Source organism: Paracoccus nototheniae (assembly GCF_004335005.1).
GTDB lineage: Bacteria > Pseudomonadota > Alphaproteobacteria > Rhodobacterales > Rhodobacteraceae > Paracoccus > Paracoccus nototheniae.
The window spans coordinates 67240-79312 of sequence record NZ_RQRT01000005.1 but is presented as its reverse complement, the minus strand read 5'-3'; the positions used below and the strand labels follow the sequence as shown (position 1 = coordinate 79312).

Below are 12073 nucleotides of genomic sequence, written 5' to 3'. Positions count from 1 at the left end.
GCAGTTCCTTACCGGCTGATCGAGATGTCGCGCAGGAACAACGCGATCTGCGGGAAATAGATCAGCGCCACCGACACCGACAGCAGGATCGCGATGAAGGGCGGCGTGCCGCGGATCACCTCCCAATAGGGGCGGCGAAAGACGGCGATCGCGGTAAAGATGTCGCAGCCGAAGGGGGGCGTGGCACTGCCGATGGCCACCTGCAGCGTGACGATGGTGCCGACCAGCACCGGGTCCAGCCCGGTCGCCTGCACCACCGGCGCAAAGATCGGCACAAGGATCAGGATCACCACGATCGGATCGACGAACATGCAGCCGATGAAGAACGCGATCGAGATGGTGAACAGCACCCCGTAAGGCCCCATCCCGTCGATGCCGATGCCGCCCAGAATGGCCTGCGGGATCTGCGCAAAGCTGATGACATAGCTGAAGGCCGCGCCCGCCCCCACCAGAATGAACACCACCGCCGTGATCAGCCCGGTCGATTTCGCCGTCGCATACAGCTGACGCGGAGAGACCTCGCGGAACACGATCATCTCCAGCACGATGGCGTAGAGGACGCAGGCGGCGGCGGCCTCGGTGGGCGAAAAGATGCCGCCATAGATGCCGCCGATGATGATCACCGGAAAGCCAAGCGGCCAGATCGCGCGGCGCATGGCGCGGAACCGTTCCGGCCAGGTGGCGGCGGGTTCGGTCGGCACATTGTGGCGCACCGCATAGATATAGGAATAGATCGAAAACAGCAGCAGGATCAGCAGCCCCGGCCCGATCCCGGCCAGAAACAATTCGGAAATCGAGGTGCCCGACACCACGCCGTAAATGATCATCCCGATCGAAGGCGGGATCAGAAAGGCGATGTCGCTGGCATTGATGATCAGCGCCAGCGTGAACTTGTCGCTGTAGCCCGCCTTCAGCAGGCGGGGGCGCAGCGGGCCGCCGACGGCCACCACGGTCGCCTGCGTCGATCCCGACACGGCGCCGAACATGGTGCAGGCCCCGGCGGTGGAAATCGCAAGGCCACCCTTGATATGGCCCAGAAAGGCCATGACCAGATCGATCAGCCGGGCGGCGGACTGGCCCCGGGTCATGATCTCGGCGGCAAAGATGAACATCGGCACCGCGATCAGGCTGGCGGGCTGGATGCCCGCAATGACCTGCTGGACCAGCGTCTCCAGCTGGCCCAAGCCTCCGAACAGGCCCACAAAGCCGACCATCGATCCAATGATCAGCGGCACCATCATCGGAAAGCCCAGCAGCAAAAGCACGATCATCGTGCCCAGAATGGCGGCGGTCATGGGGCTTTGTCCTTGTGCGGCAGGTCATAGCCGTCGCGCGTCGCGGTCGACAGCCAGATTTCGGGATCGGTCAGGTTCTTCAGCGCGGTCAGCGCATATTGCAGACCGGTCAGGAACAGGCCCGCAGGCACCCAGACCAGAATCCACCATTGCGGGATGCGCAGCGCGGGCAGCACCCGACCCCGCCCGGCCTGCGTCATCACATAGGTCAGCGCATACCATGACAGCGCCAGCAGCAGCACCGCCGTCACGCCCGAGGTGATCACCATCATCGCCTTGCGCTCCCGGAAGGGCAGCGCATCGGTGATCGCCGACATGCGGATATGGCGCCCATGCCGCGCGGCATAGGAGATGCCCGCGAATGTGATCAGCACGATCAGCGCCTGATTGATCTCTTCCGAAAAATACAGCGACTGGCCAAAGACGAAACGTCCGACCACATTGGACGTGGTGTTGAAGGCCATGGCCAGCACGCCAAAGGCCAGCGCAAAGGCCTCGAGCCGCGCGATGCCCTTGTCCAGCAGACCAAGCGGTCCGGGCAGACCGGATTCATACAGCCCGTCATCGATATCGTCCTGCGCCTGCACCGCCTCGGCGGCGGCCAGAACGGCGGCATCGACCGGGGATGGTCCGGGAATGGCAGTGGCGTCACGCGAAGGGTCGGGATCGTTCGTCATGGCCACCTGTGCCTTGCATGGGGTTCATCGGCAGGACCGGCCACCGATGTGGCCGGCCCCGGTCATCAGGTGCGGATCAGCTGGCGGCGGCGGCTTCCAGATCGGCTTTCATCTGGTCCAGCACCTCTTGCGCGCGCGGACCGCCGATTTCCAGGAAGGTCGCCTCGACATCGCCCGCCGTCTCGCGGAAGGGTGCGCGCTGTTCCTCGGTCAGGGTGGTGACGGTCATGGCCGGCTTGGCCTCCATGATCGCCTCCAGCGCGGTCTCGGTCAGGCCCTGCTGATAGTCGATGATGTGATCGAAGGCGGCATCGGCGGCGGCCTGGATGACCTGCTGGTCAGCCTCGTCCAGCCCCTCGAAAAACTCCTGATTGGCCATCAGCGCGGTGGTAAAGTTGTTGTGGCCAAGCCGGGTGATATGGTCGGTGACCTCGTACATCCGCGTCGATTCGATGAAGAAGGCAGGGTTTTCCTGACCGTCGATGATGCCGGTCTGCAAGCCGCCATAGGTCTCGCCCCAAGGCAGCGGCGTCGGCGTCGCGCCAAAGGCCCGATAGCTTTCGACCAGCAGCGGGTTGGTCATCACGCGGACCTTGACGTCGCTCAGATCGGCGGGGCTTTCGACGGGGGTCTTGGTGGTCAGCATCACCTCGCCCTCGGGATACATCTTCAGCAGTTCCAGCCCCTGTTCGGCATATAGCTCGGGGAAGATGCTGGTGATGGTTTCCGAGTTGCGGAAAAAGCTGACCAGCTGGTCCTGATCCTCGGGCAGCAGATAGGGCACGAAGAACACCTGCGCCTCGGGGATCAGCGCGCCGGTGAAGCCGGGCGACTGGTTCACGAACTGCAGGATGCCCGATTGCGCCTGTTCCATGATGTTGTCGGATTCGCCAAGCGTGCCAAACGGGAACAGCTGAACCTCGTGGTCGGAATTGGCCTCGACCTCTTCCTTGAATTTCTGGGCATAGACGCCCTGAACCTCGTCCAGAGCCTCTTCGAAAGCATAGCGCCAGGTGTCCGCCATCGCGGTGCCCGAGCCGAGGATCAGGGCGGTCAGGCTGGCGGTCGTCAGGGTCTTGATGGTCATGAGTTACCTCCGTTGGCGGGCCGTCCCGGCGCGATGCACCTGCGGCCTCTGGGTGCGGGATTCGGGCGAAAATGCCCGTTCCGGCTTGGCCCGAGAATTCGGACGAAGCAGATTCCAAGTCAATTTGTATATTAAATCATGACAATTTTGACGCCGGAAGTCAAACCGGTCCCCGGCAGCCGGGGCCTCAGACGGGGGATTCGGCGGGCAGGATTGCCGAAACGATGCGCAATGCCTGTTCCAGATCACGCAGGGACGCCCCCCCGATCGAGACGCGCAGCGCGGGCCCCGCAGGCAGCATCGCAAAGCCCGCGCCCGGCGCCAGCGCGACCTGTTGCGACAGGGCGGCGGACAGGGCCTGCGCCTCGTCCTGACCGTCGGGCAGGGGCAGCCAGCGATGCAGCCCATGCAGGAAGCCTTGCGCGCGCGGCCCCAGAATCCGCGCGGCCATCCGGTTGCGGGTCGCCAGCTGCAACCGCTGTTCGGCCAGCAGCGCATCCGCCGTGCCGCCGCTGATCCAGTCCTGCGCGATCTCGGCCATCAGCGGGGTCGCCATCCAGGCCATCGACAGATGCCGGTTCAGCGCGGCCTCTGCCATATTTTCGGGCATCGCAAGAAAACCAAGCCGCAGCCCCGGCGACAGGCATTTCGACAGGCCGGTGAAATAGAAACTGCGTTCCGGCGCGAAACCGGACAGTGCGGGGGGACGGCGCGGCGGCATGGGGCCGGTCGGATCGCTTTCCAGAATCACCAGCCCGGCTTGCGTGGCGGCCTGCGCCAGCGCCTCGCGCCGGTCGCGGTCCATGATCTGCGCCCTGGGCCCGCCACCCGAGGGCAGCACGAACACCGCCTTCATCCGCCCGCCCGAGGCGCGCGCGGCAGCGATCAGCGCGTCGGGGTCCATGCCGCGTGCATCGCCCGGAATACCCCGCAGGCGCAGATGCAGATGCTGGGCGGCGGGGCGCAGCGTGTGGCAGGTCGCGGCCTCGGTCGCGATGATGTCGCCGGGCTGCGCGACGCTCATCAGGGCCACGAACATGGCGGGCGTGGTGCCATTGGTAATCAGGATGCGCTGCGCGGGCACCACCATCCCGCAGCGCGCCAGCCATGCCGCCGCCATCCCGCCATAAAGCGACATCGTCTGGCGCGGACGAAAGGACATCATGGCCGAGGGCGGCAAGCGATCCGCGATCCGCATCAGGCTGTCGCGCCAGGCATCCGCGATCTGCGGCAGCGCCACCGGTGTCATCATCGACAGATCGATGGGCGGCCGGTCGGTGGGGGCGCGGAACCACGGCACCTCGATCGTCTCGCGCGGGCCGGACCGCACAAAACTGCCCCGCCCCACCTCGCCCGAGATCAGGTCGGCGCGGATCAGTTCCTCATAGGCGCGGCTGACGGTCTGGACGCTGACGCCCAGTTGCCATGCCAGATCGCGATGCGGCGGCAGGCGCGCGCCGGGCGCCAGACTGCCTGCATCGATGGCCGCCGCGATGCCTTGGGCAAGGCTGCGATAGGCGGGGCGGCTGATGTCGTCGCGTCGAAGGGGCCAATGGGACATAAGGCGCAGGATCGCGTGGCGGGGCCGGATTGACAAGCCGCGCCGCGCCGGGAACAAGCGGGCGCATGATCCCGCCCCGCAGCCCCCTTTTGCCCCGCAGTCCGCGCCTTGACGACCGCGACATCGCCATTCTGGCGATCCTGTCGCGCGAGGGGCGCATCGCCAAAACCGATCTGGCCGCCCGCGTGAACCTGTCGCCCACCCCCTGCTGGGACCGCATGAAGCGTCTGGAACAGGCGGGGCTGATTCGGGGCTATCGCGCCCAAATCGATCTGGCGGCGCTTGGGCCGCATGTGCAGGTCTTTGTCACGGTCGAGCTGGACAGCCATCGCAGCGAGAATTTCCAGATGTTCGAACGGGTGATCGCCCGGATGGATCAGGTCACCGGCTGCTGGGCCATCGGCGGCGGCTATGATTACTTGATGCAGGTCATCGCCTCGGACGTGGCCGCGTTCCAGACGCTGATGGACGGGCTGCTGGAAAGCCGGGCCGGGGTGCGGCGCTATTTCAGCTATATCGTGACCAAGCCGGTCAAGGACCAGCCCCCCGCCAGCGCGCTGCTGGGCTAGAGGATTCTCGCGCCCCGCCGCGCGACAACAGAGGAATTCTCTGCCCATCCCGCCGCCTACAGGCAAATCCCCTGCCCCACCTGCGCCATCCTTGGATCAACAAGGAGGCTTTGATGCTTGACGATCACCAGACCCCGCTGCCCGAACGCCTGACTGATCAGGGCCTGCTGCCCGGCGCGGGCGATTTTCCGGCGGATGGCCGGATGGCCGTGCGCGATCCCGCCACCGGCGGGCTGACCGCCCAGGTCGCCATCAGCGACGCCAAGGGCGCGCGCGCCGCCGTCGATGCGGCACAGGCGGCCTTTCCCGCATGGTCGGCCATGCTGCCCCAGCACCGCGCCACGATCCTGCACCGCTGGCACGCCCTGATCCTTGAGGCGCGCGAGGATCTGGCCCTGATCATGGTCGCCGAACAGGGCAAACCGATCAGCGAGGCGCGCGGCGAAATCGACTATGCCGCCAGCTTCGTGGCCTTCTATGCCGAGGAAGCCCTGCGCCCGAATATCGAAGGCGTGACCAGCCACCTGCCCGATGCCGAGATGGAGCTGTGGCGCGAACCCGTGGGCGTCGCCGCTCTGATCACGCCGTGGAATTTTCCCTGTGCGATGATCACCCGCAAGGCGGCGGCGGCCTTGGGCGCGGGCTGCACGGTGGTCATCCACCCGTCCGCCGAAACCCCCCTGTCGGCGCTGGCGCTGGCGGTGCTGGCGAGCCGTGCGGGATTCCCGGATGGCGTCGTGAACACCGTCATCGGCGACGCCGCGACCATCGTCGGCGTCTGGACCGGCGATCCCCGCGTCCGCGCGCTGTCCTTCACCGGCTCGACCGAGGTGGGGCGGCTGCTTTACCGCCAATCCGCCGATACGGTCAAACGGCTGGTGCTGGAACTGGGCGGCCACGCCCCCTTCATCGTGTTCGAGGGCTGCGATCTGGACCGCGCCGTGGCCGAGGCGGTCAAGGCCAAGTTCGCCACCTCGGGTCAGGATTGTCTGGGCGCCAACCGCTTCTATATTCACCGGCCCGTCTATGACGATTTCTGCGCCCGCTTTGCGGCGGCGGTGGACAAGCTGACATTGGCGCCTGGCATGCAGGACGGCGATCTGGGACCGCTGATTCATGACCGCGCGATCGCCAAGCAGGTCGCCCATGTCGCCGATGCCGTGGCCCAGGGCGCCCGCATCCTGACCGGGGGCGCGGTGGACGGCGATCAGGGGCCGCTGTTCTTCCAGCCGACCGTGCTGGCCGATGTGCCCGACAGTGCCGCGATCATGCGCGAGGAAACCTTTGGCCCGGTCGCCGCCCTGTCGGTCTTTGACACCGAGGACGAGGTGATCTCCCGCGCCAATGCCAGCGAATACGGGCTGGTCGCCTATGTCCACAGCCTTGACCCGCGCCGCATCTATCGTCTGACGCGGGCGCTGCAATACGGCATGGTCGCCGTGAACCGCACCAAGGTCACCGGCGCGCCGATCCCCTTCGGGGGCATGAAGCAATCCGGGATCGGCCGCGAGGGCGCCCGTCAGGGGCTCGAGGCCTTTACCGACATCAAATATATCTGCCGCGATTGGGCATGAGAGGACACGCTATGCTGACCAATGATGAACTGGCGAAATGGGACCGCGAGAGCTTTTTCCATCCCTCGACCCATCTGGGACAATTCGCGCGCGGCGAGGCGCCGCAGCGCATCGTGACCGGCGGCAGCGGCTGTCACATCCATGACCGTGACGGCAACAAGCTGCTGGACGGATTCGCGGGCCTCTATTGCGTGAATGTCGGCTATGGCCGTCAGGAAATCGCCGAGGCGATCGCCACGCAGGCGCGCGAGCTGGCCTATTACCATTCCTATGCGGGCCACGGGACCGAGGCCGCGATCACGCTGGCCAAGATGGTCATGGACCGCGCACCGGAAGGCATGGCGCGGGTCTATTTCGGCCTGTCGGGATCGGATGCGAACGAGACGAACATCAAGCTGATCTGGTATTACAACAATATCCTGAACCGCCCGAAGAAAAAAAAGATCATCAGCCGCTGGCGCGGCTATCACGGGTCGGGGCTGATCACCGGATCCATGACCGGGCTGGAGCTGTTCCACAAGAAATTCGATCTGCCGCTGGAACAGGTGATCCATACCGAGGCGCCCTATTATTTCCGCCGCCCCGATGCCGCCATGTCCGAGGCCGATTTCGTCGGCCATTGCGTCGAAAAACTGGAAGCGCTGATCGCGGAACACGGCGCCGACACCATCGCCGCCTTCATCGGCGAGCCGGTTCTGGGCACCGGCGGCATCGTGCCGCCCCCCGCCGGGTACTGGCCCGCCATTCAGGAGGTTCTGGACCGCCACGATATCCTGCTGATCGCGGATGAGGTGGTGACCGGGTTCGGCCGTCTTGGCACCATGTTCGGGTCCGATCACTACGGCATGAAACCCGACCTGATCACATCGGCCAAGGGGCTGACATCGGCCTATGCGCCGCTGTCAGCCTCGATCGTGGGGCAGCGCATGTGGGACGTGCTGGCGCGCGGCACGGATGAGAACGGCGTGATGGGCCATGGCTGGACCTATTCCGCCCATCCGATCGGCGCCGCCGCCGGGGTCGCCAACCTGAAGCTGATCGACAGTCTGGGGCTGGTCGAGAATGCCGGCACGGTCGGCGCCTATCTGAACCAGCGCATGACGGCGGCGGTGGGCGATCACGCCCATGTCGGCGAGGTGCGCGGCGAGGGGATGCTGTGCGCGGTCGAGCTGATGGCCGACCGCGATGCGCGCCGGTTCTTCGACCCCTCCGAGGGCAAGGGCGCCAAGGTCGTCGCCGCCATGCTGAAGCGCGGCGTCATCGCGCGCGCCATGCCACAGGGCGATATCCTGGGCTTTGCGCCGCCCTTGTGCCTGACCCGCGACGAGGCGGACCAGATCGTCGATGTGACGGCCGAGGCTGTGGCGGAGGTGCTGGGCTGAGTTTGCGTCCCGCGACGGCGGGGGGGCTTCGCGCCCCCCGGCTGCCAGCGGTTCTTGAACCGATGGCTGACCCCCCCTGCGGGATATTTTCATGAAGAAGAAAGGTCAGAGGTCTTCGGGGTGATCGATGTCGCGCAGCAGCGTCGGTGCCGTGATGTATTGTGCGGGCGGCAGCTGTCGCAGCAGGCGGGCGGCGCCCTGATCGGCGGTGAGGGTTTCGAGGGCGCCGAGGCTTTGGCGCGGAAAGCAGGCAGGAGGCAGCGGCGACCGTCCATCATGGCTGCAGGCGGGCAGATCGTCGGTCGTCGTGGCGATGATCCGGGACAGATGCGCGGCAGTGATGTCGGGCATGTCGCCCAGCACGATCAGCAAACGGTCCGGGATGCCCGCCGCCTGAAGCCCGGCGCGCAGGCTGTCGGATTGCTGGCCTTGCGCGATCAGGATGATCCGGAATCCCTCCAGCCAGGGGGTCAGGTCCGGATTGGCGATGACGGCGATGCGGTGATCGAGATCGGTACTGCGCATGGCTTGGGCGGCATGGGCCACCAAAGGTTGGCCCCGCAGCGGGGCCAGCAGCTTGTCCTGCGGGCCAAAGCGACGCGAGGCGCCTGCGGCCAGCAGCAGGCCGGTGCGGATCACGCAGTCAGCGCCTCGTAGGCGGCAAGGATCTCGGTCAGGGCCGAGGCGGCGATCAGGCGCGGATCGCGGGCAGGGCTGACCACGCCGATCGGGCCGCGCAGCCGGGCCAATTGGGCTTCGGTGATCCCCAGAGCCTGCAGCGCGGCATGGCGGGCATCGCGCGCACGACGCGACCCAAGGGCGCCGATATAGAACGCATCGGAGTTCAGCGCGCGGGTCAGCGCCGGCAATTCGCGGTCATGGTCGTGAAACAGCGTCACCACCGCGCTATGGGCATCCGGGCGCGCCTCTTGCCCCAGAAGCGGCAGGTCGAGCGCCGTGACCAGCGCGGACAGGGCCTGCGATTCATCCCCCTCTCCGTGGATCTGGAAGGCGGGCGGGGGCGGCAGGGTCAGCGCAAAGTCCAGCTCATCGGGCTGATCGGCGCGACAGGCGGTGCCGGTTCCCAGATTGACGCACCAACGACCCGTACGGCGCCGGATCCGGTCGTCCCAGATCGCGCCCAGCCAGTCGGGGTCTGGACGGTGGATCAGCGCGATCTGGACACTGCCGCCACAGGGCAGCGGCAGATCGACCGGGCCACCCACGCCATAGGTCAGCCGCGTCACCGGACCGGGCCGGTCCAGATGGGCGGCGATATCGGCATCGATACAGCCCGCCCCCAGCCTGCCCACCCGCATCCCGTCGGGCCACAGAGCCATCATCGCACCGGGACGACGGGGAAACCCGCCCTGCGATGCGGTCAGCATCGCCAGCGCGCCATCCGGGCGGCGCAGCAGGGATTTGACAGGGCAGTCGCTGGCGGCGGCAATCGGGGCTGAGATCATCGGACAGGCTTTCGGGCGCAGGGATCGTGAGCCATCCTAACGCAGCAGCCCGACATTTGGATGCAGGAAATGAACCGATCCGGGCGCGATGGTGCGTCAATGTGCAGTCATGCGCAGCGCGGGCCATGCAAAAGGCCGCCGATCCCTTTGGGATGGCGGCCCGTGCATCGAAAATCGAGCATCGAAGGGTCAGGCAGATCTTACTTGATCTTGCCTTCCTTGTATTCGACATGCTGACGGACGACGGGATCGTATTTACGAACCGACATCTTTTCGGTCATCGTCCGGGCATTTTTCTTGGTCACATAGAAATGACCGGTCCCGGCGGACGAGTTCAGCCGGATCTTGATGGTGGTCGGCTTCGCCATGTTTATCGCTCCTGCTTCGGGGCAATCGCGCGCCGCACACCCCTTGGAATTCCTGTGGAAGCCGCCTTTTATCCTCAGGCGCGGCGGAGTCAACCGTCAAAGGCCGGAAATCGCATGGCCTACGTCGAAATGCGGTCTGCGGGCCGGGATCAGGGCTGCGCGTTGCAACCAGCAGGGCGATGATCTATCATTGTCGTCTCGTCCGGGGCCGTCTCTGGCGCAGCTCAAAGTTCACCGTCATGTCGCTGGAAAAGTTCAGGCTCACCTCGCAGAATTGCTGCGATTGCCAGATCCGCTATCGCGCTGTCTGTGCGCATTGCGAAAACGACGAACTGGCGCAGCTGGAAAACATCAAGTTCTATCGCAGCTTCGAACCCGGCCAGACGGTGGTCTGGGCCGGAGACCGAATGGATTTCGTGGCCTCGGTCGTGTCGGGCGTCGCGACGTTGAACCAGACGATGGAGGACGGGCGCCGCCAGATGGTGGGGCTGCTGCTGCCGTCGGATTTCGTCGGGCGACCGGGGCGGCTGACGGCCACGCATGACGTGACGGCGGTGACCGATCTGGTCCTGTGCTGTTTCCGCAAGGCGCCGTTCGAACGCCTGATCCGCGACGTGCCCCATCTGGGCAGCCGCCTGCTGGAGATGACGCTGGACGAACTGGACGCGTCGCGCCAGTGGATGCTGGTGCTGGGGCGCAAGGCGGCGCGCGAAAAGATCGCCAGCCTGCTGGCGATCGTCGCGCAGCGGATGGCGGCCCTGGCGGGCGATCGCACGCCGGACGCAGGGATGGCGGGCGCAGGGATGGCGGGCGGCCCGGCATCCGGACCCGCGGAACCCGGACTGTTGTCCTTTGATCTGCCGCTGACGCGCGAGGCAATGGCAGATTATCTGGGCCTGACGCTGGAAACCGTCAGCCGCCAGATGACCGCGCTGAAGACCGACGGGCTGATCCGGCTGGAGGGCGCCCGCCGGATCGTGATCCCCGACCTGCCCCGGCTGGTCCGGGCGGCGGGCGACGATGCCGATGGCGGGATGGTCGACCAGACGCGTTAATGCGCCATCAGCACCGGCACCGTTGCCAGTTTCAGCATGGTGCGGGTGGCGCCGCCCAGAATGGCCTCGCGCAGGCGGGAATGCCCGTAAGCCCCCATCACCAGCATGTCGGCGCCGCTGTCGTGCAGGTGGCGCTGCAGCACGTCCGAAACCTGCGGCAGGGTGCAGGCCAGCACGCTGACCCCGGCCCGCACAGCGTGGCGCGACAGCATCTGCGCCAGCGCACCGCCGGGATCGGATCGGTCGGGGCTGTGCCGCGGGGGCGCGATCACGGTGATGTCCACGGTCGCTGCGGCCTGCAGGAACGGCAGGGCGGCGCGGGTGGCGGTCAGCGCCTCGGGCGTCTGGTTCCAGCCGATGACGATGCGGGTGCCAAAGACCGCAGGCAGGCCGGTGGGGGGCACGACCAGCACGGGTGAATGCCCGGCGAACAACGCCGCCTCCAGCACCATCACCGTCTCATCCGATGCGCCCTCGCCATAGGGGCGGGGCAGCACCGTCAGATCGGCGAAACGCGCCCGCGCGGCCACCATCGCGCCGATGCCGCCAAAGGGCAGCGCCTCGGTCTCGATGCCAAAGCGGATGTCCTCCCTGTCCAGCACGCGGCGGGCCAGCACGCCCAGATCGCGGGCCTCGGCCTGGGCTGCGGCGATGTTTTCGACCTGAATGGCCATCGCGCCGCCCGGATCGTAATAGCCCGTGGTGCTGAGATCGAAGCCCAGACACAGCACGTCCAGATGCGCATCATGACGCCGCGCCAGCGCGACGGCATCGGCCAGCAAAGGCCCTGCCCCGGCCGCATCGGTCAGCACGGTCAACAGCGTTTTATAGGCCATGATCAACCCTCCTTCAGGGGGGCCGGCCGGGATGATGCTGGGAAAAAGGCCCGGACCTGCCGCATCCTTCCGGCATAGGCCATCGGGCGGCGCGGCGCCTTGATCCAGATCAAGGCGCCGCTTGCAGGATGGGCCCGAAAGGGTCACCGGGTGCCGCGCCAACTGCCCGTCCGGCCGGTTGTGCCGGACAGGCATCGCGCCGC

Annotated in this window: 12 protein-coding genes; 4 read left to right on the top strand and 8 right to left on the bottom strand. The window is 66.5% G+C overall.

From position 1 onward, the window contains the following. Positions 1 to 8: 8 nt before the first annotated feature. The 4 genes from EG885_RS04255 to ehuR form a co-directional block, all read right to left on the bottom strand. On the bottom strand, positions 9 to 1295 hold the full coding sequence (locus tag EG885_RS04255) for a TRAP transporter large permease (RefSeq protein ID WP_131573237.1): 1287 nt from the start codon (positions 1293 to 1295) through the stop codon (positions 9 to 11). Continuing rightward, positions 1292 to 1972 (bottom strand): TRAP transporter small permease, encoded by a 681-nt coding sequence (locus EG885_RS04250; RefSeq protein ID WP_131573236.1) that lies wholly within the window; start codon positions 1970 to 1972, stop codon positions 1292 to 1294. Before EG885_RS04250 ends, EG885_RS04255 begins: the two co-directional genes overlap by 4 nt. Positions 1973 to 2048: 76 nt before the next feature. Then, positions 2049 to 3059 (bottom strand): TRAP transporter substrate-binding protein DctP, encoded by a 1011-nt coding sequence (gene dctP, locus EG885_RS04245; RefSeq protein ID WP_131573235.1) that lies wholly within the window; start codon positions 3057 to 3059, stop codon positions 2049 to 2051. A gap of 187 nt (positions 3060 to 3246) precedes the next feature. Beyond that, a complete protein-coding gene (ehuR, locus tag EG885_RS04240; RefSeq protein WP_131573234.1) occupies positions 3247 to 4620 on the bottom strand; it encodes a MocR-like ectoine utilization transcription factor EhuR in 1374 nt (457 codons plus the stop codon). Between the two features lie 65 nt (positions 4621 to 4685). Between ehuR and EG885_RS04235 the strand changes: the two genes are divergently transcribed. The 3 genes from EG885_RS04235 to EG885_RS04225 all read left to right on the top strand — a co-directional run bounded on the left by EG885_RS04235 (position 4686) and on the right by EG885_RS04225 (position 8145). Continuing rightward, entirely contained in the window at positions 4686 to 5189 is a 504-nt protein-coding gene (locus EG885_RS04235; RefSeq protein ID WP_131573233.1) for an Lrp/AsnC family transcriptional regulator, read from the top strand. Between the two features lie 113 nt (positions 5190 to 5302). Further along, the gene (locus EG885_RS04230; RefSeq protein WP_131573232.1) at positions 5303 to 6763 is read left to right on the top strand and encodes an NAD-dependent succinate-semialdehyde dehydrogenase; all 1461 of its coding nucleotides are present in this window, start codon (positions 5303 to 5305) and stop codon (positions 6761 to 6763) included. Positions 6764 to 6774: 11 nt separating this feature from the next. Beyond that, positions 6775 to 8145 (top strand): aspartate aminotransferase family protein, encoded by a 1371-nt coding sequence (locus EG885_RS04225; protein WP_131573231.1) that lies wholly within the window; start codon positions 6775 to 6777, stop codon positions 8143 to 8145. Positions 8146 to 8250: 105 nt separating this feature from the next. Here EG885_RS04225 and EG885_RS04220 read toward each other — a convergent pair whose 3' ends face one another. The 3 genes from EG885_RS04220 to rpmG all read right to left on the bottom strand — a co-directional run bounded on the left by EG885_RS04220 (position 8251) and on the right by rpmG (position 9979). After that, a complete protein-coding gene (locus tag EG885_RS04220; RefSeq protein ID WP_165571033.1) occupies positions 8251 to 8784 on the bottom strand; it encodes a nucleotidyltransferase family protein in 534 nt (177 codons plus the stop codon). Continuing rightward, entirely contained in the window at positions 8781 to 9611 is an 831-nt protein-coding gene (locus tag EG885_RS04215) for an XdhC family protein (RefSeq protein ID WP_131573229.1), read from the bottom strand. Before EG885_RS04215 ends, EG885_RS04220 begins: the two co-directional genes overlap by 4 nt. A gap of 200 nt (positions 9612 to 9811) precedes the next feature. Continuing rightward, the gene (gene rpmG, locus EG885_RS04210) at positions 9812 to 9979 is read right to left on the bottom strand and encodes a 50S ribosomal protein L33 (RefSeq protein WP_131573228.1); all 168 of its coding nucleotides are present in this window, start codon (positions 9977 to 9979) and stop codon (positions 9812 to 9814) included. Positions 9980 to 10218: 239 nt separating this feature from the next. Between rpmG and fnrL the strand changes: the two genes are divergently transcribed. Next, entirely contained in the window at positions 10219 to 11034 is an 816-nt protein-coding gene (fnrL, locus tag EG885_RS04205) for a transcriptional regulator FnrL (RefSeq protein ID WP_131573227.1), read from the top strand. On the opposite strand, the gene EG885_RS04200 is transcribed toward fnrL, so the two are convergent. After that, on the bottom strand, positions 11031 to 11870 hold the full coding sequence (locus tag EG885_RS04200) for a universal stress protein (RefSeq protein WP_131573226.1): 840 nt from the start codon (positions 11868 to 11870) through the stop codon (positions 11031 to 11033). The two genes, fnrL and EG885_RS04200, sit on opposite strands and share 4 nt — an antisense overlap. Positions 11871 to 12073: the final 203 nt, after the last annotated feature.